Source organism: Aeromonas enterica (assembly GCF_054052465.1).
On record NZ_JBSTYL010000030.1, the window covers coordinates 1 to 25,244 of the forward strand.

General features: G+C 60.7%; 22 protein-coding genes. 13 read left to right on the forward strand and 9 right to left on the reverse strand.

All coding sequences use genetic code 11. The features are described from left to right. Window positions 1-140 precede the first annotated feature (140 nt). Window positions 141-743, reverse strand: coding sequence for a peroxiredoxin C (locus ACW5XD_RS21195; protein WP_456496592.1), 603 nt, complete (start codon window positions 741-743; stop codon window positions 141-143). Window positions 744-889: 146 nt separating this feature from the next. Here ACW5XD_RS21195 and ACW5XD_RS21200 point away from each other — a divergent pair, with 146 nt between their 5' ends. Further along, window positions 890-1,798: a hydrogen peroxide-inducible genes activator gene (locus tag ACW5XD_RS21200; RefSeq protein ID WP_042872514.1), complete on the forward strand. Its 909-nt coding sequence runs from the start codon at window positions 890-892 to the stop codon at window positions 1,796-1,798. A 71-nt stretch (window positions 1,799-1,869) separates the two neighbouring features. On the opposite strand, the gene ahh1 is transcribed toward ACW5XD_RS21200, so the two are convergent. After that, window positions 1,870-3,735: a hemolysin Ahh1 gene (gene ahh1, locus ACW5XD_RS21205; RefSeq protein WP_456496593.1), complete on the reverse strand. Its 1,866-nt coding sequence runs from the start codon at window positions 3,733-3,735 to the stop codon at window positions 1,870-1,872. Window positions 3,736-4,581: 846 nt separating this feature from the next. On the opposite strand from ahh1, the gene ACW5XD_RS21210 reads away from it, so the two are divergent. Further along, complete coding sequence (locus ACW5XD_RS21210; protein ID WP_456496594.1) at window positions 4,582-5,028, forward strand: C40 family peptidase; 447 nt, start codon at window positions 4,582-4,584, stop codon at window positions 5,026-5,028. Between the two features lie 64 nt (window positions 5,029-5,092). Here the strand turns inward: ACW5XD_RS21210 and ACW5XD_RS21215 are convergent, their stop codons facing one another. Further along, window positions 5,093-5,386 carry a hypothetical protein gene (locus ACW5XD_RS21215; RefSeq protein WP_098984514.1) on the reverse strand — a complete coding sequence of 98 codons (294 nt, stop codon included), beginning with the start codon at window positions 5,384-5,386 and terminating at the stop codon, window positions 5,093-5,095. A 213-nt stretch (window positions 5,387-5,599) separates the two neighbouring features. On the opposite strand from ACW5XD_RS21215, the gene ACW5XD_RS21220 reads away from it, so the two are divergent. From ACW5XD_RS21220 to ACW5XD_RS21235, 4 genes are read left to right on the forward strand one after another with little or no spacing between them, the layout of a single operon-like run. Further along, window positions 5,600-7,033 carry a coniferyl aldehyde dehydrogenase gene (locus ACW5XD_RS21220; protein ID WP_456496595.1) on the forward strand — a complete coding sequence of 478 codons (1,434 nt, stop codon included), beginning with the start codon at window positions 5,600-5,602 and terminating at the stop codon, window positions 7,031-7,033. 18 nt (window positions 7,034-7,051) lie between these two features. Further along, window positions 7,052-7,654, forward strand: a complete 603-nt coding sequence (locus ACW5XD_RS21225; protein WP_456496596.1) for a TetR/AcrR family transcriptional regulator — start codon at window positions 7,052-7,054, stop codon at window positions 7,652-7,654. Then, the gene (locus ACW5XD_RS21230) at window positions 7,635-8,153 is read left to right on the forward strand and encodes a hypothetical protein (RefSeq protein WP_456496597.1); all 519 of its coding nucleotides are present in this window, start codon (window positions 7,635-7,637) and stop codon (window positions 8,151-8,153) included. The genes ACW5XD_RS21225 and ACW5XD_RS21230 overlap by 20 nt, the downstream gene beginning before the upstream one ends. A gap of 17 nt (window positions 8,154-8,170) precedes the next feature. After that, complete coding sequence (locus ACW5XD_RS21235; protein ID WP_456496598.1) at window positions 8,171-9,352, forward strand: iron-containing alcohol dehydrogenase; 1,182 nt, start codon at window positions 8,171-8,173, stop codon at window positions 9,350-9,352. Between the two features lie 36 nt (window positions 9,353-9,388). On the opposite strand, the gene cysM is transcribed toward ACW5XD_RS21235, so the two are convergent. Next, window positions 9,389-10,327 carry a cysteine synthase CysM gene (cysM, locus tag ACW5XD_RS21240; protein ID WP_456496599.1) on the reverse strand — a complete coding sequence of 313 codons (939 nt, stop codon included), beginning with the start codon at window positions 10,325-10,327 and terminating at the stop codon, window positions 9,389-9,391. Window positions 10,328-10,461: 134 nt separating this feature from the next. Between cysM and ACW5XD_RS21245 the strand changes: the two genes are divergently transcribed. From ACW5XD_RS21245 to ACW5XD_RS21270, 6 genes are all read left to right on the forward strand, one after another. Then, the gene (locus ACW5XD_RS21245) at window positions 10,462-10,719 is read left to right on the forward strand and encodes a GNAT family N-acetyltransferase (protein ID WP_011705401.1); all 258 of its coding nucleotides are present in this window, start codon (window positions 10,462-10,464) and stop codon (window positions 10,717-10,719) included. Then, the gene (locus ACW5XD_RS21250) at window positions 10,709-11,302 is read left to right on the forward strand and encodes a nucleotidyltransferase family protein (protein WP_456496600.1); all 594 of its coding nucleotides are present in this window, start codon (window positions 10,709-10,711) and stop codon (window positions 11,300-11,302) included. The genes ACW5XD_RS21245 and ACW5XD_RS21250 overlap by 11 nt, the downstream gene beginning before the upstream one ends. A 70-nt stretch (window positions 11,303-11,372) precedes the next feature. Beyond that, window positions 11,373-13,196, forward strand: coding sequence for a SulP family inorganic anion transporter (locus tag ACW5XD_RS21255; protein WP_456496601.1), 1,824 nt, complete (start codon window positions 11,373-11,375; stop codon window positions 13,194-13,196). Between the two features lie 136 nt (window positions 13,197-13,332). Further along, the gene (locus tag ACW5XD_RS21260) at window positions 13,333-14,679 is read left to right on the forward strand and encodes an MATE family efflux transporter (protein ID WP_456496602.1); all 1,347 of its coding nucleotides are present in this window, start codon (window positions 13,333-13,335) and stop codon (window positions 14,677-14,679) included. 11 nt (window positions 14,680-14,690) lie between these two features. Beyond that, the gene (locus ACW5XD_RS21265; RefSeq protein ID WP_456496603.1) at window positions 14,691-15,281 is read left to right on the forward strand and encodes a hypothetical protein; all 591 of its coding nucleotides are present in this window, start codon (window positions 14,691-14,693) and stop codon (window positions 15,279-15,281) included. A 275-nt stretch (window positions 15,282-15,556) separates the two neighbouring features. Further along, window positions 15,557-15,772: a YdcH family protein gene (locus ACW5XD_RS21270; RefSeq protein WP_456496604.1), complete on the forward strand. Its 216-nt coding sequence runs from the start codon at window positions 15,557-15,559 to the stop codon at window positions 15,770-15,772. Between the two features lie 365 nt (window positions 15,773-16,137). On the opposite strand, the gene ACW5XD_RS21275 is transcribed toward ACW5XD_RS21270, so the two are convergent. The 5 genes from ACW5XD_RS21275 to ACW5XD_RS21295 form a co-directional block, all read right to left on the reverse strand. Further along, a complete protein-coding gene (locus ACW5XD_RS21275) occupies window positions 16,138-16,857 on the reverse strand; it encodes an HNH endonuclease (RefSeq protein WP_456496605.1) in 720 nt (239 codons plus the stop codon). 69 nt (window positions 16,858-16,926) lie between these two features. After that, complete coding sequence (locus tag ACW5XD_RS21280; protein ID WP_456496606.1) at window positions 16,927-17,196, reverse strand: hypothetical protein; 270 nt, start codon at window positions 17,194-17,196, stop codon at window positions 16,927-16,929. Next, window positions 17,190-17,468 carry a hypothetical protein gene (locus ACW5XD_RS21285; RefSeq protein WP_456496607.1) on the reverse strand — a complete coding sequence of 93 codons (279 nt, stop codon included), beginning with the start codon at window positions 17,466-17,468 and terminating at the stop codon, window positions 17,190-17,192. Before ACW5XD_RS21285 ends, ACW5XD_RS21280 begins: the two co-directional genes overlap by 7 nt. Window positions 17,469-17,707: 239 nt before the next feature. Continuing rightward, a complete protein-coding gene (gene nifJ / locus ACW5XD_RS21290; protein WP_456496608.1) occupies window positions 17,708-21,313 on the reverse strand; it encodes a pyruvate:ferredoxin (flavodoxin) oxidoreductase in 3,606 nt (1,201 codons plus the stop codon). After that, the gene (locus tag ACW5XD_RS21295) at window positions 21,310-22,956 is read right to left on the reverse strand and encodes an NAD(P)-binding protein (RefSeq protein ID WP_456496609.1); all 1,647 of its coding nucleotides are present in this window, start codon (window positions 22,954-22,956) and stop codon (window positions 21,310-21,312) included. Before ACW5XD_RS21295 ends, nifJ begins: the two co-directional genes overlap by 4 nt. Window positions 22,957-23,347: 391 nt before the next feature. Between ACW5XD_RS21295 and ACW5XD_RS21300 the strand changes: the two genes are divergently transcribed. Continuing rightward, window positions 23,348-25,156, forward strand: a complete 1,809-nt coding sequence (locus tag ACW5XD_RS21300; protein WP_456496610.1) for an MOSC N-terminal beta barrel domain-containing protein — start codon at window positions 23,348-23,350, stop codon at window positions 25,154-25,156. Window positions 25,157-25,244: the final 88 nt, after the last annotated feature.

Genomic DNA, 25,244 nt, shown 5'->3' on the forward strand with positions numbered 1-25,244 from the left:
GAAAGGCAGGGGTATCCATGATGGTAGACCTCAAGGAGATGGCCTACTTCAAGATTAGCCTTTCAACACGTAATTGGGACAGAGCCTAAAAAAACCGATGCCAAAGCATCGGTTTTTCAGTATCCGGTACGCAGACCTTATTACAGGGAAGCGGCGTTCTCGGACAGGTACTTGGCAACGCCATCCGGAGAGGCGGTCATGCCTTTTTTGCCTTTCTCCCACTGAGCCGGGCACACTTCGCCGTGCTCTTCGTGGAATTGCAGGGCGTCGACCATGCGCAGCATCTCGTCGATGTTGCGGCCCAGCGGCAGATCGTTGACTACCTGATGACGAACGACACCGTTCTTGTCGATCAGGAAGGAGCCACGGAAGGCCACACCGGCTTCCGGGTGCTCGACGTCATAGGCCTTGCAGATCTCGTGCTTGATGTCGGCAACCAGCGGGTACTTGACCGGGCCAATGCCACCGTCTTCGATCTTGGTGTTGCGCCAGGCGTTGTGGGAGAACTCGGAGTCGATGGAGACACCGATCACTTCCACGCCACGCTTGTTGAACTCTTCCAGGCGGTGATCGAAGGCAATCAGCTCGGACGGGCAGACGAAGGTGAAATCGAGCGGATAGAAGAACAGGACGGCTGCCTTGCCTTTGATGTGGGATGCCAGGTTGAAGGTGTCAACGATCTGGCCATTGCCCAGAACGGCAGCAGCAGTGAAATCGGGTGCGGGACGGCCTACCAATACCATATTCAATTCCTCTTTATGTGAAGTGAACAATCCTGTCAGGATTGGGCTACCTAGAGCCAAGTCCGTCTAATTCAAGCGACAAACTATAGACCCGGTGGTAGATTAGTTAAATCAAATTAAATAGATAGCATTAATCGGGTTTTCCTATGCAACGTTGGCCCAGCCTGAAACAGCTGCAATATCTGGTCGCTCTCGACGAGCACAAGAACTTCAACCGCGCCGCCAAGGCCTGTCACGTCAGCCAGTCCACCCTGAGCACCGGGATCCAGACACTGGAAGACATGATGAACCTGCAACTGGTGGAGCGGGACCACAAGAGCTTCATTATGACCCCGGTCGGCATGGAAATCGTCGAGCGGGCTCGCAATTTGCTCTCGGATGCACGGGATCTGATGGAACTCGGCCAGCATCAGGGCGGTGTCATGCACGGCACTGTTCGGCTGGGCTGCATCCCCACCATAGCCCCTTTCCTGCTCAGCAAGCTGCTGCAGGTATGTGGCAAGGCCTATCCTGAGCTGGAATTGTTGCTGCGCGAAGACACCACCACCAACCTGCTCAAGCAGCTGGAACAGGGGCAGCTCGACTTGCTGATCCTGGCGCTGCCGGTGGAGATCGGTGGCTTCCACTGCAAGATGGTCGGCCAGGACCCCTTCCACATGGTGATGCCCGCCAGCATGGCGGCCGGTCTGCACACCCCGTTCGACTACAAGGAGCTGCCCAACCAGAGCATCTTCCTGCTGGAGCGGGAACACTGCCTCACCGAACACGCGGTCAGCGCCTGCCGGTTGCGGGACAAGAGCAAGATCAACCCGTTCGCCGCCACCAGCCTGCACACTCTGGTGCAGATGGTCGGTGCCGGACTTGGCACCACCTTCCTGCCGCAGATGGCCATCGATGCCGGCATTCTCGACAACACGGATCTGGTGGCCATTCCGCTGCCGGGCGAGCACCCCTACCGCGAGATAGGGCTGGTGTGGCGCCCCAGCACCACTCGGGTGCAGACTTTCTACAAGTTGGCCGAGCTGCTCACCCCGCTGATCGAACCCAAGGCCTGAACTTAGACTGACCTCCACGAAAACGCCGGCAACTTGCCGGCGTTTTCATTGATCAAGACACGGACACGAAATCAGTTACCGGTCGGTGGCCCGAAGATCTGGGTGTAGGAGGTCAGGGTGCGCAAGCTGACGTCGCCAGGCTGACCATTCTCGTCATAGAGCGCCAGTGCGCCCGTCTGCTTGTTGTGACCCAGCAGCTGATGGGCACTCAGGTTGCTCAGCTGATCGCTGTCCGCTTTCCACTCCCAGCGCTGCCCCAGGCTCAGGCTGCAGCTCTGCAACTGGCCGAGATTGTTGCCATCCAGGCAGTGGCGTGTATCCAGCGCACTGACATAGCGGCCGTACTGGTCATAGATGAAGGACTGGGCGGCCGAGGTCTCGTCACAAGTCACGGCGCTCACGCCTTGCTGGCCATCGGCGCTCAGGCAACGGTTGTCAAAGCCCCCCAGTTGCAGGTTGACCGGCCGGCCGCCGGTAAACACGGGGTGGTTCCAGTCCACCTTGAAGCTGGTGGTGGCCGTCACCCGTCTGCGCTTGTCGACATCCTCGAAGCCCTGGAAGGAGACATGGGCTCCCACCACGTAATAGTGCTTGTAGATGCCGGTGTAAATGGGGCGGATGTTGACCGAGGAGTCAATCTTGAACTCGGTGCTGCCCTGCTCGTTGGGCGCCGCCTTGTAGATAACGTCCAGATTCGGCACGAAGCCCTTGTAGCTCAGCGGCTGGATGCGGTTGTGATCCACATCGTACCCCATGCCCCAGACGGTGGCCGTCTTGGAAGAGAGCAGAGACTCCGCCGTCGCGTATTGATCCCGCACCCAGCTGAAACTCACCTTCTGGGCACTCGGCGCCGAACGCTCGACCCGATAGTCCTGGGTGTTGTAGGCGAGCTGGCGCTGCTGGCTGAACTTGGCCGAGGCCTCCAGCTTGGCCTTGGGCCCATCCTTGTTCACCTCGACCCCGCCGGTTACCCCTACCTCGAAACCGGAGATCTCGCGATGCTCATACTTGCTGTTGAGGTTGGTGGGCAGGCTCTTGAGCACGGCCGCCTTGGCATTGGAGGCTTCGATGCTGAAGCGGTAGTCCTGGGCGATGGCGTCGGTGGCATAGTCCCGCGCCCAGCCGTCGAGCAAAGTGTAACTGGCAAAGTTCTCGCTCCAGGTGAGATCTTCGTTGAGCTGGATGCCGGCACCGGCCGACTCTTCGTCCAGCGAGATCCGCACTATCTTGGCATCCGGCGTGGCGGAGCCCGTGTTGCCAAATTGCAGGGAGCGTTCCAGGTTCACCCGATAAACCAGCGAGATGTTCGGCGAGTCACAGAACAGCCGATCCCCCCGATCCCAAATGTGCGAGCGCGGGAAGGTACATTCGGCATCGCTGATCTTGCGATTGACGTTGAGGTAGAAGGCTACGTGCGGCAAGCCGGCTTCGGCGGTGGCCGGCTGGGTCAGGGAACGCTTGTGGCGCTTGCCCTGCCCTTCGAGGCTCTCGACCCGCGCCATCACCTGGTAGAAGGCGGGATCATCGGCGCCACCCAGCGGGGTGAACAGCAGTTCACCCTTGTAGGCAGAGACCAGTACCCAGTCAGCATCGAACGAGATGCCGGCCAGCTGCTCCATGGTCTCTCTGGCCTGCTGCCGCTCGCCTTTGTCCGTGATGGCACTGAAATCGATGAAGACGCGCTCCCCCTGCCCCAGCACGCGCTCACGCAGTTGGTCACGGGTCAGCCCCTTGGTGGCTTGCTGCTCATCCAGCCAGACGCTGGCGTTGAGGTAGACAAGCCCCTGCTCCGATTGCAGGCTGGCCAGCATGATGGTGCCCTGATCGCTACGCTCGCCGATATCTTCGGCATGCGCGCTGTTCGCCAGCAACGCCAGCGCGAGCAAACTGAGGGTGGGTGCCTGAGTGATGAATTTGCGTGGTGTATTTTTTTTCATTTTTATCTCCTTGTCGAATCACGCCAAGCTATTTCCACCGTGAGGAAGAACAGCATAACCCTATTGTTGATGGTTATATTACGGCGTAATTCTTCTTGCTTGCCGAACGATGCCAATCATTACTCTCGCGGTGAACCAACAGCGTATTCATGGTGGGTATTTCATATGACAAGACAAGGACTGTGGTGCAGTCTAAGGTGGAAAATTCGGCATGCGCCGATGCTATTACACGGTTGTCGCGCTGTGATTGCGCTCCCCATTCAAGTGCGGGTGACACTGTCTTGAACCTCGCACTCCTGTCCATCGGCCTGAACGATGAAGTTGGAACCTGTGCATCCTGCTGCGAAGAACGAGGAAACACTCACGGCTATGGGCTTGATATCATGGGATGACCCTCCTCTTTCTGGTGATTTTGTCAGCCAATACCAGTCATTAACTGAATATTATTATGTGAACCAGTTACGGGAATATACCCATATATATCTAATTTGATGTCATCATATTGGTTGTAGAAATGACCGATCCATCTGCCATTTTTAATACGGTTTCATCATAACGAATTAGTCTAAAAACAGAACGTGACACAGATCACGCGACGACATCAACAAGGTTAATGATAGAATCATTTAAATTGAGTTAGAGCAATTACGTTAATATTGAAGTACTCATTCAAGATAAGGCAGTAGAAAGGTAATGTAACAATGTCTGAATAATATTAAGCCAGAACATCAGGAACATATTCATGCTCGATACGGGACAATAAAAATGCTTTTATTGCAGACAAGGCTATATTCGTGCCCCATACCCCGTTTATGATGAGCAAGTCGTCTAGTCGAGGGAGCCCCCATGCATTGCAAGTTACTGCTGCCCCTGCTGGCCCTGTTGCTGGCCGCCTGTTCCAGCACGCCCGAATCGCCACCACCCCGTCAGAGCAGTGCCTTCGATGGCTTCTACCAGCAATGGCGCGGCGTGCCCTATCGCATGGGCGGTTCCAGCCGGACCGGGCTCGACTGTTCCGCCTTCACCCAGCTTGCCTACCAACAGGTGCTCGGCTTCAATCTTCCCAGAACCACTGAATCCCAAGCCAGTCTCGGCAAGCCGGTCGATCGCTACCAGCTCCAGCACGGGGATCTGGTCTTCTTCAAGACTGGCTGGCAGCAATACCATGTCGGCGTCTACACAGGGGACGGGGAGTTCATCCACGCCTCCACCAGCAAGGGGGTGATCCGCTCGCGCCTCGACAATGTCTACTGGAACAGCCGCTACTGGCAGGCTCGCCGTCTGACCCAATGAACCCCGCGGCAACACGCATTGAAAAGGGCCCGTCGCGGGCCCTTTTCAATGCGTGTTGATCCGCTCAGTGCTTGCGATGCCAGCGCGGCGAGGTGGCTTTCTCGCCCCAGGGGGTGACGCAAGGCAACAAGGCCCCCTCGATCACCGCATCGCTGCTGGCCAGCGCCTCGGCAATCTTCTGATGCAGCACCCGCAGCAAACGCCCCTCCTGCTCGGCCAGGGAGTGACCCGCGGCAAAAAACTCGCGCTGGTGTTGCAGCGCCAGCTTCTGGGCAAATTCATAGGTATTGAAACAATCCGGCATCCGCTCGACCACATCATCGAGCCGGGCCAACAAGCTGTTCAGTTCCCTGGTCATGTCGCTCACTCCTTGTAGGTTGATGGCCAAAAACTACCCCTAATTAGATAAGTCACCAACCACCAAATCTCGAAACTGTGCTGGGTCGCACAGTTCACAGGTGAGTCATCCGCGACCCTATGCTAAGCCAGATGGCAAAACTTTACAGCCGATTAACAAGCCGCTAGATTTAGACCGACCAATCAGTCGGTCAATTAACGCACGAGGTATGCCATGGAAGCGGTTCAGTTGCAGGAGACCACCACAGACAAGCTGTCGCTACCAGACAAGCTGGCCCGGCTCAGGCAGGCTTGTCAGGCCAATCCCATGCCGGGTCTGAGCGAGCGCAGAGCCCATCTGAGCCAGCTCAAGCGCGCCCTGCTGGCCCACAAGCAGCCGTTGTGTGACGCCTTGGCCCGGGATTATGGCCAGCGCAGCGACTACGACAGCCTGATCGCCGACATACTCCCCAGCGTCATGCAGATCAACTACACCCAGCGGCGGATCAAGCGCTGGATACGCCCGCACCGCCGCCACACCGGGTTGCTGCTGGCCCCGGCCAGGGTCGAGGTGTTCTATCAACCACTCGGGGTGGTCGGCATCATAGTGCCGTGGAACTTCCCCGTGATGCTAAGCCTGGGGCCCCTCATCAGCGCCATCGCCGCCGGCAACCGGGCCATGCTCAAACTCTCCGAATTCACCCCTCACACCAACGCCGTGCTTCGCACCTTGCTGGATCAGGTGTTCGATGAGGAGGAGGTCACAGTAGTCGAGGGGGATGCCCAGGTGGCCGCCGCGTTCAGCGCCCTGCCGTTCGATCATCTGCTGTTCACCGGCTCGACCGCGGTGGGCAAGCTGGTGATGGCCGCCGCAGCCCCCCAGCTCACCCCGCTCACCCTGGAGCTCGGTGGCAAGAGCCCTTGCCTCATCGCCCCCGATATGCCCATCGCGCTCGCGGTGGAGCGGATGATCTTCGGCAAGAGCCTCAACGCCGGCCAGATCTGCGTGGCTCCCGACTATGTGCTGCTGCCACGAGGTCAGGAGCAGGCCTTCATCGAGGCCTACCGCAACCACTTCGCCCGCCTCTATCCCCAGGGACTGGGGAGCCCGGATTACGGCTCCATCATCAATGAACGCCAGTATGAGCGGCTCACCGGCTGGCTGGCCGAGGCCGAGCAGGCCGGTGCCCAGGTGCACCCCTGCGGCAGCCCGGCCCGCGACGACGTCGCCCACCGGCTGGTACCCCACCTGCTGACCGGGGTGCCCAACCACTGCCAGCTGATGCAGCAGGAGATCTTCGGCCCCCTGTTGCCGCTGGTGCCCTACGACAGCCTGGACGAGGCGCTCGCCTACATAGCCGCCCGTCCGCGCCCCCTCGCCTTCTATCTGATGAGCCTGGATCCGGCGCTGCAGGCCAGGGTGACCCGGGAGACCCACTCAGGCGGCATGGCCATCAACGAGAGCCTGTTCCAGGTGGCGGCCGATGATGTGCCGTTTGGCGGCATCGGTGCCTCCGGCATGGGCCACTACCACGGCCACGAAGGCTTTCTCACCTTCTCCAAGGCGAAAACCGTGTTGAGCCGTGGCAGGTTCAGCACAGGCTCTCTGGTTCACCCCCCTTATCGGCGTTGGCACCAGCGGCTGATGATGGCGCTGTTTTTGCGCTGACGGGCGCCGGAGACCTGCATGCACAAACCCATGACAGACAAGCGCCGCCAGATCCTGGATGCCGCCCTCGCCCTGTGCGCCGAGGATGGGTTGCAAGGCGCCGCCACCGCCCGCATCGCCAAGGCGGCGGGGGTGGCCAACGGCACCCTGTTTCACCACTTCCCCAGCAAGGAGGTGCTGATCCAGTGCCTCTATCAGGATGTCAAACTGCGGCTCGGCGCCGCCATCACGGAGGCGGATGCCGCCCTGCCCCTGCGCGAGCAGGCCCGCCATTACTGGCAGCAGGCGATGCAGTGGATGCTGGATCATCCCAACGAGCTCAAATTCGTGCTGGGGTTCTTCCACTCCCCCCTGCTGGCGCGCCCCCTGCGCAGCCAGATCCTGAGCGATACTCTGCGCTTTCTGCCGCGCCTGCTGAGCCTGGGCCAGGCCAGCGGTGCCCTGATGCAAGCCCCGCCGGCCCTGATGCTGGAGGTGTGCCAGAGCCAGTTTCTGGCCTGCGCCTCCCTGTTTGTCGACCAACCTGAACTGGGAGGGGACGCTCACTGGCAAGCCAGTGCCTTCGCCCTGTTCTGGTCCGCCATCTCAGGAGTGAACCCTCATGCAAAACCGGACGCTTGAATCCCTGGCGGCCCTTGGCCGCCGTCTCTGGATAGCCACCCTGCTCTGGGTCATAGGGCGCACCCTGTGCCGCGCCGCCCGGGTCGATGAGGCGGTGCGACAAGAACTCGCCCCCCTGCCCGACGGCCTCACCATACGGCTGGAGGTGGCGGGCCTCAGCCAGGCGCTGATCATCCACAAGGCGGCAGGTCGCTGGCAGTGCGGCGCACCGGCCCATGCCAGCGGCGATCTGCACCCGCTGCGAGTGCGTTTCAAGCATCCTGGCATCGCCTTTCGCGCCCTCAGCTTTCGGCTCGGGGTCAATCAGGCATTCAGCGAAAACCGCTTGCTGGTGGAGGGGGATCTCACCGTCGCCATGCACCTGGTACGGGCGCTGGAACAACTGCAGGCCCTGATCCTGCCCGCCTTCATCGCGCGGCCACTGCTGCGCCACTATCCGAGCCCGCGCCACAAGCTGGCGCGTGCCTGCCACATCTACCTGGGTCTGTTAACCGGCTGAACGAGAGGATGAGCACCATGAGTCGCTATTACGATTTTTTCTGCCCGGTCAAGCTGATGGCGGGCGAACAGGCATTGGAGCAGCTCGCGAGCGAGCTGGCCGGACTGGGCGCCCGCCGCCCGCTGCTGCTCACCGACAAGGGGGTCAGCGGCACCGGACTCACCACCCTGCTGGCCAATGTGCTGGCCGAGGGGGAGCTGCCGGTCGCCGACATCTGGGACGAGATCCCGGCCGACTCCTCCACCGCCGTGGTGGAGCGGATCGCGGCCCGCTATCGGGAACTCAAATGCGATAGCCTGGTGGCGCTGGGTGGCGGCTCCGTCATCGACACCGCCAAGGCGGTCAACATCCTCGCCTCCATGGGCGGGGATCGGCTGCTGGATTACGCCGGCGCAGGCTGCCTGACCAGACCTCTGCAGCCGCTAGCAGTAGTGCCCACCACGGCGGGCACGGGATCCGAGGTGACGCTGGTGGCGGTGATCAAGGATGAGGCGAGCGGGCGCAAGGTGCCCTTCACCTCCCCCTTCCTGCTGCCCCAGTTGGCGGTGCTGGATCCGCGCCTAACTCAGGGCTTGCCACTCAACATCACGGCAGCCACCGCCATGGATGCCATGACCCACGCCATCGAGGCCTTCATCGGCAACGCCAAGAACCCGGTCAGCGATGCCCTGGCCCTGATGGCGGTGGAGAAGATCGCCGGCGCCCTGCCCCAGGTGCTGAACAACCCGCAGGACAAGCAGCTGCGGCTGCAACTGGCAGAAGGCTCCACCCTGGCGGGCATGGCGTTTTCCAACTCCATGGTGGGGCTGGTGCACGCCCTCGGCCACAGCCTGGGGGCCCGCTGCCACCTGCCCCACGGCCTGTGCATGAACCTCTTTCTGCCCACAGTGCTCGACTACAACCGGCCGTGCATAGATGAGGAGCTGGCTCGCCTGCTGCTGCCGTTGGTCGGCGCCGAGCGTTTTGCCGCAACCCCGGTGACGGAACGGGCAAAGGCCAGCATCCAGGCCCTGTGCGCCCTGCGCGACAGTCTGTGGCAGGCGGTGAAGCTGCCGCGCACCCTGCGCGAGGCCGGTGTCACCGACAAGGCGCTGCTGCCCGAGATCCGGGATCTCGCCATCAACGACGGCGCCCTGCTCTACAACCGCAAGGATGCCGACCGGGCCCAGCTGCTCGGCCTGCTGGAGCTGGCCTGGTAATAATCAGACAAAGGCCCCGCCTGACGGGGCCGCTTGCTACCCGCTGATGGTGGCACCGGCGCCACAGTTGTCCCTTCCCTCCGGCGTAAACACCCCGGTGGAGAGATAGCGATCCCCCCGATCACAGATAATGGCCACCACCACTCCTTGCCTGATCTCTGCCGCTACCCGCAGGGCACCGGCCACGGCGCCACCGGAGCTGACCCCGCAGCAGATCCCCTCCTCCCGTGCCAGCCGGCGCATCATGGCGAGCGCCTCCTGTTGGGTCACGTCCAGCACCCGATCGACCCTTTGTGGCTCAAAGATGGCGGGCAGATAGGCGGCGGGCCAGCGGCGAATGCCCGGGATCTGGCTCCCCTCGGCCGGTTGCAGGCCGATCACCTGCACCGCCGGGTTCTGCTCCTTCAGATAGCGGGAAACCCCCATGATGGTGCCGGTGGTGCCCATGGCCGAAACGAAGTGAGTGACTGCTCCCTCACTCTGGCGCCAGATCTCGGGGCCGGTCGATTGATAGTGGGCATCCGGGTTGGCCGGGTTGTTGAACTGATCGAGCACCAGTCCCTCCCCGCGTGCCTGCATGGCCAGCGCCAGATCCCGTGCGACTTCCATGCCGCCCTCCACCAGCACCAGCTCGGCACCATAAGCCTGCATGGCATCACGCCGCTCCTGGCTCATGGTACGCGGCATGATGAGCCGCATCCGGTAGCCACGCGCCGCCGCCACCATGGCCAAGGCGATGCCAGTGTTGCCGGAGGTGGCCTCGATGAGGCGCGCCCCAGGCGCTAAGTGACCACTCGCCTCCGCACACTTGATGAGGTTCAGCGCCGGCCTGTCCTTGACCGAACCGGCGGGATTGTTGCCCTCCAGTTTGACCAGCAGGGTGACGGCGGGGTGGGGATTGATGCGGCGCAGCGCCAGCAGGGGGGTATTACCAATCAGATCTTCCAGCGTGGCGAAGGCCATAATGGGATCCATCCTCTGTTAACTGTTCTATACCTTGGCTAGCGGGTATGCACCCGGTCGGGCTCGCAGTGTAAGCGAGCCCGTGCAGTTGGCAAAGGGCTGCCAACGTGGTCAGATAACCCCATTCCCCGTACCGAGGAGCAAACATGAGCGAGATCATTCATCAGGCCAACCAGCAACAATTCATCTGTGTGGTGGACGGCAAGGAATCCAGGCTGCGTTACCGACGGCTCGATGCCAAGACCATCGACGCCTACAGCACTTTCGTCCCACCGGAGCTCAGGGTGCAGGGCATTGCCGATCAGCTGGCACGCACCTTCTACAGCTGGACCCAGGCGGAGGGGCTCACCATAGTGCCAAGCTGCAGCTACATCGACGTCTGGTTGCGCCGCAATGCCGGCTGACGTACAGACGCGTCAGAGTACGCAAGAGGCGCGCCTGCAAGCGCAGACCGAAATCCTGCTGCGGGCCGATGGCCAGCGCATGGCCTGCCTGCAGGCGGCGCGCGAGCGGGCGCTGCCCGACTGGGCGCTGGGGGCCGGCTTTATCCGCAACCTCATCTGGGATCATCTGCACTGTAAATCAGTCCCTACCCCGCTCAACGATGTCGATCTCATCTATCTGGATTGCGATGATCCACAAGGGGTGAACGAAGCGGATCACGAGGCCTGGCTGGCCACCAGAGTACCGGGCCAGCGCTGGGAAGTGCGCAATCAGACCCGCATGCACCAACGCCAGCGGGTTCCCCCCTTTGCCAGCAGTCTGGAGGCCCTCAGCCACTGGGTGGAGGTGCCCACCTGCATCGGGGTCAGGTTGCTGCCAGACGGCGGGTTCGAGTGGCTGGCCCCCTATGGCTTTGCCCACAACTGGTCACTGCAGGTGAGCCCCAACCCCCGTTGCCGCCAGGACCCGCAGATTTTTACCGACCGGATAAAGGCGAAGGAGTGGCAACGCATCTGGCCTGACCTTGCGGTGAACTGGCCATAACCTGATTGCAATGTTTCGGCAACCTTGGGCACACTAAGGGAAAGCTGTTTGTAACTCAATGGGTTAAAAAATGCGCGACTTCTTCTCACTCGAACGCTGGCTACCGGGCCTCGCCGCCCTGCTGCAATACCAGCGGGCATGGCTGATGCCGGATATGCGCGCAGGACTGTCGGTGGCGGCCGTGGCGCTGCCCGTGGCTATCGCCTATGCGGAGCTGGCCGGGGTGGGGCCGCTGGTCGGCCTCTACTCCTGCATCCTGCCCATGCTGGTCTACGCCCTGTTCGGTACCTCCCGCCAGCTCATCGTCGGCCCGGACGCGGCCACCTGCGCCGTGATCGCTGCTGTGGTCACCCCGCTCGCGGCGGGTGATGCCACCCGCCACTGGCAACTGGTGATGACAATGACCGCCATGACCGGCTTCTGGTGTCTCATCGCCAGCCGCTTCAAGCTGGGGGTGCTGGCAGACTTTCTCTCCCGCCCGATCCTGATGGGACTGCTCAACGGCGTGGCCATCACCATCATGGTGGGTCAGCTCTCCAAGATTTTCGGCTTCACCTTCAGCGAACGCTACCTCATAGAGCGGATCGCCAGCGGTGCCAACTACATTACCCAGACCCATCTGCCGACCCTTGCCATGAGCTTGACCGCCCTATTTACCCTGCTGCTGGCCAAGCATTACAAGCCAACCTGGCCCTCCTCCATGGTTGCCATGGTGGTGACGGCGGTCCTGGTGTGGGCGCTCGATCTCGGCCAGTTCGGCATTGCCACCCTGGGTGCCATCGGCTCGGGTATGCCCGCCTTCCAACTGCCGGAGTTTCCGCCCGGTCTGATGCGCGAACTGGTGCTGCCGGCGCTCAACCTCGCCATGGTAAGCTTCGTCTCCATGATGCTCACCGCCCGCAGCTTCGCCGCCAAGAACGGCTACGAGATAGATGCGGACAAGGAGTTCCGGGCCCTCGGCATGGCCAACCTGGCGGCGGCTGCCTCCCAGGGCTTTGCCATCAGCGGGGCAGATTCGCGCACGGCGGTCAACGACGCCAACGGCGGCAAGAGCCAGCTGGTCTCCATCATAGCCGCCGCCGTCATCGCCCTGGTCACCTTCTACCTGACGGCGCCGCTGCAATACATCCCCACCGCCGCCCTCGGCGTGGTGCTGGTAATGGCATCCCTGTCACTCACCGATTTTCGCGGCCTGTGGGCCCTGCGCCACTCCGACAGAGCCGCCTTCTGGCTGGCGCTGATCACTTTCGTCAGCGTACTGACCATGGGGGTGATCCCGGGGATCACCCTCGCCGTCTTGCTGGGTCTGTTCCAGTTCCTGCGCAACGTGATGCGCCCCACCGACCAGCTGCTCGGCATGGATGACGAGGGTGTAGTGCGCACTCTGGGGGACAACGAGCAGGCCAAGGCCATTCCCGGCATTCTGGTCTACCGCTTCAACTCGCCGCTCACCTACTTCAACGCCCCCTACTTCAAGCGGCGGGTGCTGGCACTGCTGGTGCAGGATCCCCACAGCCCCAAATGTCTGGTGGTGGATGCGGTGGCCTGCTTCACCCATCAGGACATCAGCGTGATGAGCATGGTGGGGGAGCTGCACAAGGATCTGAAACGGCGCGGCATCCATATGGTGATGGCGGGCCGCCACGGCCAGATGAGCCTGTGGCTGAAACAGGCCGGGATCCGGGTCGGCGACGAGGGGATCATCCTCTGTCCCGACATGTATCAGGCCCTGCGCATGACCCGCTGCTACCGGGAGCCCGTGTTCAAGGATGACGCAGTGGTGGAGAGCACCACGGATGCCATACTTTCTCACTGGCCGCAGGATGAAGCACTGCCGGACTCGGCGCGGCTCACGCTGCCTTCCGAGCAGGAAGCTGGTACCACTCCGACCTGATCGGCCGCCGGGCCATCCCATGCCAGGATAGCCCGGCCCCTTCTCCTTTCAGCAAGATTGCACCCTGCGGACTCTTGGTGTTAAATGCCCGTCCAGATGGCACTGACGAGGGCCATCCCCAGCATTTGGACACCCCATGCAAACTCAATCCCACGCGGGCCCGGGCACCCTGTTTTCCCTGACCTGGCCGCTGTTTATCGATCTCGCTCTGCACTTTCTGACCGGCGCCCTCAACACCTTCATGGTGGGCCACGTCTCCTATCAGGGGGTGGCAGCACTGGCAGTCGGCAACCAGGTGTTTGATCTCGCCATCACCTTGTTCAGCTTCGTCAGCATCGGTACCAGCGTGGTGATCACCCAATATCTGGGAGCCGGCGATCGGGAGAAGGCACGGGTGGTGATCCACACCGCCATCGGCTTCAACCTGCTGGTGGGGCTGGTAGCCGCGGTCGGCGTCATCGCCGGGGCCAGCACCATGCTCTCCCTGATGAACCTGCCCGCCCATCTGATGGGCGATGCCACTCTTTATCTGCAGATCATCGGCCTGTGCCTGCTGCCGGAGGCGGCGGCACTCTGCCTGGCCGCCACCCTGCGTGCCCACGGCCATACCCGTCAGGCCATGTACGTGACCCTGACCGTCAACCTCATCACCTTCGTCGGCAACCTGCTGCTGCTCTACGGCTGGTTCGGCCTGCCCCAGCTGGGGGTCGCCGGGGTCGCCATCAGCACGGTGGCGGGCCGCATCGTCGGCGTGGTGCTGCTGGTGTGGCTGGTGGCGCGCAAGACCGGCATCCGCTTGCGTCTACCCGAGATAGTCCGCCCCAGCAAGGTCATGCTGGACAAGGTGCTGCACATAGGCCTGCCGGCAGCGGGGGAGAACCTCTCCTGGATGCTGCAGTTCATGGTGGTCACCGCTTTTGTCGGCCTGCTCGGCGACAAGGCGCTGGCGACCCAGTCCTACTTCTTCCAGATCTGCCTGTTTATCCTGCTGTTCGGCCTCTCCATCGGCCTTGGCAACGAGATCATCATTGGCCATCTGGCGGGAGCCCGCCGCTTCGAGCAGGCCTACAACCAGCTGATGAAGAGCCTAAAACTCGGCCTCATCGTCACTACCCTGATCGCCATCGCCGCCGCCCTGAATGGCCGCGCCATCATCAGCCTGTTCACCGACGATGCGGACATCATCACCCAGGTGGCCCAGCTGTTTCTCATCAGCCTCATCCTCGAACCCGGCCGCACCTTCAATCTGGTGGTGATCAACGCCCTGCGTGCCACCGGGGATGCCCGTTTCCCGCTCTACATGGCGCTCGTCTCCATGTGGGGGATTGCCGTTCCACTGGCCTATTTCCTTGGTATCATGCAGGGTTATGGACTGGTCGGCATCTGGTTGGCGCTTGCCTGCGATGAGTGGGTGCGTGGTCTGGCCATGTTCTGGCGCTGGCGCAGTCGTCGCTGGCAAAACAAAATTCTTGTTGAAACATAAGCGGAATCACAATGAAGAAAATCGGACTCTTGTTGGCTGCCATCCTGCTCAGCCCACTGGCCATGGCGCAAACCGCGCCCGCAGCCCCCAAGGCGCAAGCCTCTCAAACCTGGTACGTGGCGCCCATCACCATCGACGAGACGAGCGAAGCCCAGAAGGCGCTGACCAAGGACTTCATGGCCCAGATGATCAAGACCATCAAGATCAACGAATACCAGACCGGCAAGGCAGTCGGCAAGACCAAGGATCCCAAGTGGCTGATCCGCACCAAACTCATGCCTGCCAGCACCGAACCGCTGGTCGGCAAGAAACATCCGCAGGGCCTCACCTACGGCAAGGGCATTCCCACCCAGGAGATCGTCGGCGAGCTCATCATGAACGGCACGCTGGTGGCCCATGTGGGTCAGGGCTGGCGTGAGCCCATAGTGCAGGGCACCCCGGTGGCCGAGAAGATCACCATTGCCAACTACCAGTACGCCATCGGCAACGAAGCCAAGGCGCCGGATCTGGAAGAGCTGGCGGCGCAAATCGGCTTCGAGGTGGGCAAGGTGATCGCGCGCGATGGCAAGCCGCTGCCCGAGAAGAAAAAGAAAAAAGAGTAACCGCCATACCTGTTCTCAAAAAGGGGCCCATGGCCCCTTTTTGCTGCCCGCCTGCCGTCATCAAAGCGTCACAATTGTGAACATGATCCCAGATCCCTCCTCTCCACCCTCCTCATAAATCACTTATCTGCTTGTGATTCAATTAGTTAAAAATCATCTGCCAGATGCAGCAAATCATTGGTCCCGAATTCGATCGGGATCACATTTATCTGTGGGGGGAAGGGGTACTTTGGCTCTGAAGGCACAATCAAACGAAACCAAGGAGGCTTCATTACATGTTCCCAGAGTACAGAGAGCTCATCTCGAAACTGAAGAGCAGTGATGTCCATTTCCAGAAGAAGTTTGACTTGCACAACGACCTGGATGCGGAGATTAAAAAGTTGGAAAAGCATCACGCCAGCGACTACAGCTCCGAGGTGAAGGATCTGAAAAAACAGAAACTTAAACTGAAAGAGGAGATATACGACATCCTCAAACAACATCCACACTAGACGCCTCGATGAATATCTGGATAAGCAACTTATCCCCCAGCCCGGCCCGACGCCGGGCTTTTTGTTGGTCGCTCACAACGGCGCAGAGCAGACCATATCAAGCCACCTTCTCGGCGCTGCTGACCGTCACCGCTACCTGCTTGCCTGCCGCCAGCAGGGCCCGCACCAGCGGCAACCCGAGCCACCCGCCCCCAGAATGCCGATCGTCCCGGCGATATGTTGCTCTGTCATCGTCCCTTCTCCTGCTTGACGCTATTTGGCCCGCAGCTTACCTGCCTTGGATTGAAAAGAAAGCATCATCACTCAGTGAGTGAATAAGAGTTTTACGCGTTGATAAATTCAGCTTGAAATTTGTTAGGTTCCATCTAACCAAAATGGCGTTTTCTATGACAATTCGGACATAAAGCCATGGTGTTTTGAATGGTATCTTCACCACCATTGGCCAAGGGCTGTATATGGTGAACTTCAAGATATGGCGTTCCATCAGAAACTCTGTTAAAGGGTGCCTTATATTTACACCCCTCACATACTCCTTGAGCTCGTACTAAAGTTGCAGCAACAACATAGGGGTTTCGAATAAAAACTTTCGATTTCACCTCATAAAATGACGAATTTCTTCCAACTTGGGCTAACCCTCTTTGGCGTTCTTCATGTGATAAACGCAATGCGTTATTAACTTCCAACTGAAAATTTTGTTGATACTCCTCCATTGTAGCTGGATGCTCAACTATTGATTCAAATTTTTCTATCAGCCTCCTTTTGGATAAAGCATTTGTATCTGTTAGAACTTCCCAATATTCAACATGTAATTTTAGAGACTTTATTGCCTTCTGTAGCGATTCAAACCCATCATCATTATAAATAGAGCTCAAGAAAAAATCGATAAAGGATGTTTTGAGATTTCTTTTAAAGACAAAACCGTTTGCGAGGCATTGATAGTTATTTATAAAGTCGTTGGCGCTATTTTTATTTAGACCATACGTATTAGCTAAAATTTCTGCACCTTCCGTTTTTTTTAAACTGCCGTTAAATACCTTCTTAGCAATCTGATATGCTGCTTTTGCCTGTTCGTCACTAATATTCAATTAACACTCCTGTAGTAAAACTAACACAAGTTTTATAGAAATAACTTGACAATCCATTATGGAATTTTATTAGGTTTTTTTGGCTGATTGTTTTTCCAACTTCTGCGCTGAAATTTCGTTCAGTATCCAAGACTCATCAATACCAAATTGCCGCCATACTAAAGAGCTTAGTTTTTCGATTTCACGACCTGCTATTTGAAATTTAATTATGAGTGATTGTAACAGCATTATCATCTCAACACGCCCATCATAATCACTCATATTAATAGCGTAATCGTAGAAAAAGTCATGTGCCAACCAGTTCCTTTTTTGCAGGGTGTCATCCAGATGGCTTAACAATTAATCTGACAATTCCACTCGCTTTTTATCTGCCCCAATAGACGACCAAATGTATTAGAGTTTAATCCATCGTAAAGATCTAACCATTGTTCTTGTGTAAGAGCTGACTCATCCAGTAATTTGTAACCCATAGTAAAATTCACTAGAGCCTTTTCTGCACATTGTGCACTAAATGAAGCCAAGCCATAAAATGCAAACACCTCTTTTTCATCTCCCGACTCAACATCAGGAATTTCATTTAGCTCACTGAGAGCTATACCAGCCTCATTCAAACATCCCTCCTTAACACCTACGAAGGCGTGAAATAAAAGCACCTAAAAATCTCATATACTTTTATACCCTGCACTGTCTTTTAAAAAACATCAATAAATTACTTTATCTTTCAATCTACCACCAGATTAGTCATATCTACAATCAGATAGATATTTTTAACACACCGTTCAATTCTCTCCTTATTATGAAAAAGAAGCGGGCCAATGGCCCGCTTGGTTATATCGTACTCACCCAACCATCACACCGGCGGATGGAAATGGCTGGCCTCGCGGGTGGCCATCTCCTCGTAGGTGGCCCACTTCTGCCACGCCACTTTTTGCGCCACCTGCATCAGCCGCTCGGCCTCTTCCGGATGGCTTTGGGCCAGTACCCGATAACGGGTCTCCTCCTGCCGGTATTCAGCGAGCGAAATGGAGGGACGCAGGCTGTCGAGGCTGAAAGGGTTCTGCCCCGCGCTGCGCAATACCGGGTTGTAGCGCAGCAGCGGCCAGTGGCCCGAGTCCACCGCCCGTTTCTGCTGGGTCAGGCCAAACTCCATATCGATGCCGTGAGCGATGCAGTGGCTGTAGGCGATGATGAGCGAGGGGCCCGGATAGGCCTCCGCCTCGCGCAAGGCCTGCAGTGCCTGCTGCGGGTTGGCACCAAAGGCGATGCGGGCGACATAGACGTTGCCATAGGAGATGGCCTGCAACGCCACATCCTTCTTGGCCAGCGTCTTGCCCCCCGCCGCGAACTTGGCGACGGCACCCAGTGGCGTCGATTTCGACATCTGGCCGCCAGTGTTGGAGTAGACCTCGGTATCCATCACCAGCACGTTTACATCGCGCCCGGAGGCGAGCACATGATCGAGCCCCGCCGAGCCGATGTCATAGGCCCAGCCATCGCCGCCGATGATCCAGACCGAACGGCGCACCAGCTGATCGATGAGTGACAGTAGCTCACGGGCCTTGCCGGATTTCACCTCTTCCAGCCGCTCGCGCACTTGCGCCACCCGGGTGCGCTGGGCGCGGATCTCAGACTCCAGCCGCTGCGGGGCGCTGACAAGCGTCTCCACCAGCTCGACCCCGATCTCCCCCTTCATCGCCTGCAAGGCTGCCACTGCCTGACCGTGGTGCTGATCGGCGGTGAGGCGGAAGCCAAAGCCAAACTCGGCGTTGTCCTCGAACAATGAGTTCGACCAGGCCGGCCCCTTCCCTTCGCCGTTCTTGGCCCACGGAGTGGTCGGCAGGTTGCCGCCATAGATGGAGGAGCAACCGGTGGCGTTGGCCACCAGCATGCGATCGCCAAACAGCTGGGTCAGCAGCTTGAGATAAGGGGTCTCGCCACAGCCGGCGCAGGCGCCGGAGAACTCGAACAGGGGTTCGAGGAACTGGGCGCCGCGCACGGTGGAGAAATCCACCCGCTCGCGGGCAGGCCAGGGCAGGCTCTCGAACCAGCGCAGCGCCTGTTTCTGGCCCGCGAGGTGCGGCGCCTTGTCCATCATGGCGATGGCGCGGTCGCCTTCGTTACTCTCTCCTTCAACACGCTCGCCTTGATGGCTTGCATCCGCCCCGGCTCGCACCGGACAGGCTTGCACGCACTGACCGCAGCCAGTGCAATCCTCCGGATAAAGTTGCAGGGTGTAGCGGCTGTCGGGGAAGCCCTTGGCAGTGACGGGCACCGATTGGGCGGCCTCGGGGGCGGTCGCCAGCCAGTCCTGATGGTAGAACTTGGCTCGCAGCGCCGCGTGGGGGCAGACAAAGACGCAGTTGCCGCACTGGATGCAGATATCGGAGTGCCAAATCGGGATCTCGCGGGCGATATCCCGCTTCTCGAAGCGGCTGGTGGCAGTGGGGTAAGTGCCATCCACCGGCAGCATGGAGACCGGGATGCGATCGCCGCGCCCCGCCAGCATCTCGCCAGTGACCCGCTGGACAAACTCGCTGCCACCCGGTGCCAGTGGCAACGGATAGTCGCTGATCTGCTCATCACCGGCCGGGATGGCCACCTGATGGAGGTGGGCTAGGGTGTCATCCACCGCCGCGAAGTTGCGCTCGACCACCTCGGGCCCCTTGCGGGCATAACTCTTCTCGATGCTCTCCTTGATCAGCGCAATGGCCTCGTCCCGCGGCAAGACCCCGGCCAGCGCAAAGAAGCAGGTCTGCATGATGGTGTTGATGCGATTGCCCATGCCGTTTTGCTCGGCCACCCGATCGCCATCGATGCAGTAGAGCTGGATATTGAGGGCGCGGATGCGGGCCCGCAGCCGCTCGGGCAGCTGGTCCCACACCTTGTCAGCCTCATAGGGGGCATTGAGCAGCAGGGTCGCTCCTTCGGCGGCGTGCTCCAGCAGATTCACCGATTCGACAAAGCCCCACTGGTGACAGCCGATAAAGCTCGCCTGCTCGATAAGCCAGGGGGCGTCTATGGGCTCGGGGCCAAAGCGCAGGTGGGAGACGGTACGCGAGCCCGACTTCTTGGAGTCGTAGACGAAGTAGCCCTGGGCGTGGAACCCCTCCAGCTCGCCGATGATCTTGATGCTGTTCTTGTTGGCGCCAACCGTGCCATCGGCGCCGAGGCCGAAGAACAGCGCCCGCACCCGGCTGGCAGGCTCCAGATCGCCGATGGGATGCCAGGCCAGACTGAGGCCCGACACGTCATCGACAATCCCCACGGTAAAGCGCGGGCGCGGCGCATCGGATGCCAGCTCCTCGAACACGGCGGCGCACATGGCCGGAGTGAACTCCTTGGAGGAGAGGCCGTAGCGACCGCCACTGAGCCACGGCAGGCGCTTGATAAGGCCCCGCTGCAAGCCGTCGATCAACGCGCTCTGCACATCCAGCAGCAGTGGCTCACCCCCGGCCCCCGGCTCCTTGGTCCGATCCAGCACCGCCAGCCGGCGCACGCTGGCAGGCAGCGCATCGAGCAGCGCCTGCACCGGGAAGGGGCGATAGAGGCGCACCACCAGGACCCCTGTCTTGCGATCCTGCCAGTTGAGCCAGTCGACCGTGGTGCGGGCGGTGGCCGCCCCCGACCCCATCAGCAAGATGACGTCGGTGGCATCCGGGGCACCGTGGTACTCCACCAGCCGGTAGTGGCGACCGGTGAGGGATCCCAGCTTGTCCATGCACTGCTGCACCCGCACCGGCACCGCCTCGTAGAAGGGGTTGACGCTCTCGCGGGACTGGAAGTAGGTATCGGGGTTCTGGGCCGTGCCGCGCATCACGGGGTGATCCGGGTTGAGCGCCCGGGCGCGGTGGGCGCGCACCCAGTCGTTGTCGATAAGGGCGCGAATTTCATCTCGATGCAGGGCGGTGATTTTGTTGACCTCGTGGGAGGTGCGAAAGCCGTCGAAGAAGTGGATAAAGGGCACCCGGCACTGCAGGGTGACGCTGTGGGCGACCAAGGCCAAGTCCTGCGCCTCCTGCACCGAGCAGGAGGCGAGCATGGCAAAGCCGGTGCTGCGCGCCGCCATCACATCCTGATGGTCACCAAAAATCGAGAGCCCCTGCGCCGCGAGTGATCGGGCCGCCACATGGAACACAGCCGCAGTCAATTCACCGGCGATCTTGTACATGTTGGGCAACATCAGCATCAGCCCCTGACTGGCGGTGAAGGTGGTGGCGAGCGCCCCCGCCTGCAGGGCGCCGTGCACAGTCCCGGCCGCCCCCCCTTCACTCTGCATCTCCACCACGGTAGGGATGTTGCCCCAGAGGTTGGTCTGTCCCTCGTCCGCCCAGGCGTCGGCCAGCTCGGCCATGGTCGAGGAGGGGGTGATGGGATAGATGGCGCACACTTCGCTCAGCTGGTACGCCACCCGGGCCGCGGCTTCGTTGCCATCGACCATGATCAGTTCATGTTTCATTGGGACTCCTCCGGTTGGCGCAGCTCGATGGCGTGACAAGGGCACTGGTCGTGACAGGCGCCGCAGCCGGTGCAGCGCGCCGCATCCACCTGATACCCCTTGCCCGGCCCCAGCTTTTCGATGGCCTGCTCGGGGCAACTGCCGTAGCAGCCATCGCACTCGAAGCAGTTGCCGCAGGAGTAGCAGCGCGCCGCCTCGTAGCGTGCCGCCGTCTCGTCCAGTCCGCCTATGATCTCGCCAAAGTCGTCCCGCGCCCACGCCGGTTTGACCGGCTGACTGCTGGCGGGCGCATGGGTCTGGAACCAGAGCTGCAGCTGCTCAGGCCCCACCAATGGATAGGAAAGCGGTTTGTGGTAGTGGCGACCCCGCAGCCAGGCATCCATGTGGCGCGCTGCCTTCTTGCCGTGACCGGTGGCGATGGTGACGGTGCGCTCCGAGGGCACCATGTCGCCGCCGGCAAACAGCCCCGGCACGTTGGTCATCAGGTTCTCGGCAACCTGCACCACCCCCTCCTTGCTGACCCGCACGCCGGGAATGCTCTCCAGCACAGAGAGGTCCACCTCCTGACCCAGCGCCAGGATCAGGGAGTCCGCCTCCAGGGTTTCGAACTGGCCGGTGGGCACCGGCTTGCCCTGCTCATCCAGCGTCATCACCTCCACTTCTATGCTGGTGCTGTCGAGCTGGCGGATGCTGCGCAGCCAGTTGATCTTGATCCCCTCCTCCTCGGCTTCAAGGGCCTCGAAGGCATGGGCCGGCATGTGATCCCGGTCGCGCCGATAGATGATCATCGCCTCCTCCACCCCGAGGCGGCGGGCGGTACGGGCCGCGTCCATGGCGGTGTTGCCACCGCCGTAAATCGCCACCCGGCGCCCCAGTTTGGGGGGCGGCAAGCCCTGCTCTTCGGCCAGGCTGGCCTGCTCGAGGAAGCTCACCGCATCGAGGATCTTGCCCGCCTCCCGGGCCGGAATATCGACCCGCTTGGCCAGATGGGCGCCGATGGCCATGAAGACGGCGTCAAACCCCCCTTGATCGCGCGCCTTGAGCACGTCTTCCACCTTGTGATTGAGGGTGAGGGTGACGCCGGCGGCCAGGATGCGTGCCACTTCCCTGTCCAGCACCTCGCGGGGCAAGCGGTAGGCGGGAATACCAAAGCGCAGCATGCCACCAGCCAGCGGCCCCGCTTCGCGGATCTCCACCTGATGGCCGAGTCGGTTGAGGTGCCAGGCACAGGACAAACCGGACGGGCCGGCGCCGACGATCAGTACCTTCTTGCCACTGGCGGGCGCCGCTGGCACAGGCTGCCAGCCACGGGCCAGTGCCTCGTCGCCGAGGAAGCGTTCGATGGCGTGAATGGAGACGGCATCATCCACCTGGGCGCGGTTGCAGGCGCTCTCGCAAGGGTGATAGCAGACCCGGCCATGGACCGCAGGCAGGGGATTTTCTTCGATAAGCGTCTGCCAGGCCGCTTCAAAGCGGCCCGCTTCGGCCAGGGCAAGCCAGGCCTGGATGTTCTCGCCGGCCGGGCAGGCGTGGTTGCAAGGTGGCAGAGCCGGCCGCCAGACGGGTAGCCGAGTACGGACCGGGCCTGTTCCCGTTTTCTGGGAGAGATCCGGCTGTGGGGTCATATCCAGTTGTTTGCTCATACATTGCTTTCTTCTTTTTGTGTGACAGGCCCCATCCGATGGCACTTGATACCGTTTAGCCTGAGCGGACGGTGGCCGGATAGGGAAGAAGCGAAAGCGTTAGAAACTGGAAGCTGTCTCGATAATGGACTGATTTTTGTACTGAATGACGGATCAGGATCAAAAAATGTTGCACTTTATGGGGTATGGAGTGCACAACGTGACCCCTGTAACATCTTGCCCAATTGAACACAGGATGGCATTGACCGGCTTATCCGACCGAGGGCGTCGGCGCCGGATTGCCAGGTAAGGACGGCACAGGGCGGCGACCATGCAAGGATTGCTGCATGGGGCGGGAACCGTTATCTTGCCTCCTCTTCATCGGCACAGGCCACTGCACAAGGACCCGGACATGCCAACACTCGACAGCATTCATCTCTACCCCATCAAATCAACGGCAGGCATGCCACTGGCCCGTGCCCGGGTGACCGAAGAGGGCCTGCTGGGGGATCGCCGCTATATGGTGGTCAAACCGGACGGCAGCTTCATCACGGCCCGCACCCATCCCCAGCTGCAACTGGTAGTGGCCACCCCCATGGAGGGCGGCCTGCAGTTGCGCTATCCGGGTCTTGAACCACTCACACTGCGAGAACAGGATTTTTCCCGCATACCCCGGGCCACCGGGGTCTGGGGCGACCGCTTCGCCGCCCAGCAGACCCAACCCCAGGCCGATCACTGGCTGAGCCAGGTGGCGGGGGAACCGGTGCAGCTGCTCTGGCTTGGCGAAACATCAGACCGCTTTCGGGAGAAGACGGGCACCCGGGTCAGCTTTGCCGACGGCTATCCCCTGCTGCTCATCGGCCAGGGTTCGCTGGATGATCTCAACCTGCGCTCCGATGCCCTGCACCAGATGAGCCAGTTTCGCACCAACCTGGTGGCGAGCGGTACTCGTCCGTTCGAAGAGGACGGTTGGAAGCGGATCCGCATCGGCGAGGTGGAGTTTCTGGTCGCCAAGCCCTGCAGCCGCTGCATCATGACCACGGTGGAGGCGGGAACGGATCGCTTCAACGCATTGAAAGAGCCGCTGGCCACCCTCACCCGCTATCGCCGCGGCGAGGATGGGGATGTCTATTTCGGCCAGAATCTGGTTGCCCTGAACGAAGGCTGGATTGAGGCGGGCAGCGAGATAGAAGTGCTGGAGACGACCCGTCCCAGGGTCTACCCCAACGCGGCGCCCAGGAAGCGGACGCTGGTGTGCGTGGCCCGCGAGCCGCTGGCACGGGATCTGGAAACCTTCTGGTTCGAAGCAGCAGATGGGGAGCCGCTGCCCGACTATCTGCCGGGCCAGCACCTGCCCATCAGCCTGGATATCAAAAACGAGCGCATTCAACGGCGCTATACCCTGAGCTCCAGTCCGGATCTGCCGGAGCGCTACAGCATCAGCGTCAAGCGACTCGGTGAGGGGCACATCTCCTCCTGGCTGCACCAGCAGATGCAGGTCGGAGATACTCTGCTGGCCTCCGCTCCGGCTGGCGAGTTTCACCTCGGCGCCGAACGCTCACTGTTGTTGCTCTCGGCTGGCTCGGGCATCACCCCCATGCTCTCCATCGCCCGCACCTTAGGCCTGCGCGGGGAGCTCGGCGACGTGCACTTCATGCACCTGTGCCGCAGCGAGGCGGACATTCCCGCCGCCGCCGAGCTGCACGCCCTGGCGCAGCAAGGGATGGCGCTCACCCTGATCCTGAGCCAGCCCGATGGCCACTGGCAGGGGCTTGAAGGACGCCTCTGCGATGCTCATCTGACTCAGATCAAGGGGTTGCACCAGCGGGAGGTATTCTTGTGCGGCCCCCACGGCTTTATGGCTGACGCGGCGGCCAGGCTGACCGCCCTTGGCGTGCCCGCCAGCCAGATCCGGCAGGAGAGCTTTGGCGGCGCCATCCTCTCGGTGGCGCGCCCCCATCAAGCGCTGCTGCTGCGCATCGGAGCCCAGTCCTTCACCGGCAACAATCAGGGAACCGTGCTGGATCAGGCTCACAAGCAAGGGGTGGAGCTGCCCTGGAGCTGCCGTGCCGGCATCTGCGGCAGTTGCAAGCAGACCCTCATCTCGGGAGAAGTGGATCACCCGGATGCCCCGGCCATCACAGCTGCCGAGCGTGCCGAGGGCAAGATCCTCACCTGCTGCGCCGTGCCGCTGACCGATCTGGTGATCGGGCCACGCTAATCCGATGACCGGGGAATTGACCCCGGTCATCTTTTTGCAAACTTGGACGCCTCATTTCCCCTTATTTCCGTCCATCGCCTCCGCAACA

Bases quoted from the DNA above. Each gene is read 5' to 3' on its own strand.
- ACW5XD_RS21250 (WP_456496600.1), top strand. From the start codon at position 10,709: ATGCCGGCTGACGTACAGACGCGTCAGAGTACGCAAGAGGCGCGCCTG.
- ACW5XD_RS21260 (WP_456496602.1), top strand. From the start codon at position 13,333: ATGCAAACTCAATCCCACGCGGGCCCGGGCACCCTGTTTTCCCTGACC.
- cysM (WP_456496599.1), bottom strand. From the start codon at position 10,327: ATGGATCCCATTATGGCCTTCGCCACGCTGGAAGATCTGATTGGTAAT.
- ACW5XD_RS21295 (WP_456496609.1), bottom strand. From the start codon at position 22,956: ATGAGCAAACAACTGGATATGACCCCACAGCCGGATCTCTCCCAGAAA.
- ACW5XD_RS21300 (WP_456496610.1), top strand. From the start codon at position 23,348: ATGCCAACACTCGACAGCATTCATCTCTACCCCATCAAATCAACGGCA.
- ACW5XD_RS21245 (WP_011705401.1), top strand. From the start codon at position 10,462: ATGAGCGAGATCATTCATCAGGCCAACCAGCAACAATTCATCTGTGTG.
- ACW5XD_RS21265 (WP_456496603.1), top strand. From the start codon at position 14,691: ATGAAGAAAATCGGACTCTTGTTGGCTGCCATCCTGCTCAGCCCACTG.
- ACW5XD_RS21215 (WP_098984514.1), bottom strand. From the start codon at position 5,386: ATGACCAGGGAACTGAACAGCTTGTTGGCCCGGCTCGATGATGTGGTC.
- ACW5XD_RS21210 (WP_456496594.1), top strand. From the start codon at position 4,582: ATGCATTGCAAGTTACTGCTGCCCCTGCTGGCCCTGTTGCTGGCCGCC.
- ACW5XD_RS21255 (WP_456496601.1), top strand. From the start codon at position 11,373: ATGCGCGACTTCTTCTCACTCGAACGCTGGCTACCGGGCCTCGCCGCC.
- ACW5XD_RS21200 (WP_042872514.1), top strand. From the start codon at position 890: ATGCAACGTTGGCCCAGCCTGAAACAGCTGCAATATCTGGTCGCTCTC.
- ACW5XD_RS21225 (WP_456496596.1), top strand. From the start codon at position 7,052: ATGCACAAACCCATGACAGACAAGCGCCGCCAGATCCTGGATGCCGCC.
- ACW5XD_RS21220 (WP_456496595.1), top strand. From the start codon at position 5,600: ATGGAAGCGGTTCAGTTGCAGGAGACCACCACAGACAAGCTGTCGCTA.
- ACW5XD_RS21195 (WP_456496592.1), bottom strand. From the start codon at position 743: ATGGTATTGGTAGGCCGTCCCGCACCCGATTTCACTGCTGCTGCCGTT.
- ACW5XD_RS21270 (WP_456496604.1), top strand. From the start codon at position 15,557: ATGTTCCCAGAGTACAGAGAGCTCATCTCGAAACTGAAGAGCAGTGAT.
- ahh1 (WP_456496593.1), bottom strand. From the start codon at position 3,735: ATGAAAAAAAATACACCACGCAAATTCATCACTCAGGCACCCACCCTC.
- nifJ (WP_456496608.1), bottom strand. From the start codon at position 21,313: ATGAAACATGAACTGATCATGGTCGATGGCAACGAAGCCGCGGCCCGG.
- ACW5XD_RS21230 (WP_456496597.1), top strand. From the start codon at position 7,635: ATGCAAAACCGGACGCTTGAATCCCTGGCGGCCCTTGGCCGCCGTCTC.
- ACW5XD_RS21235 (WP_456496598.1), top strand. From the start codon at position 8,171: ATGAGTCGCTATTACGATTTTTTCTGCCCGGTCAAGCTGATGGCGGGC.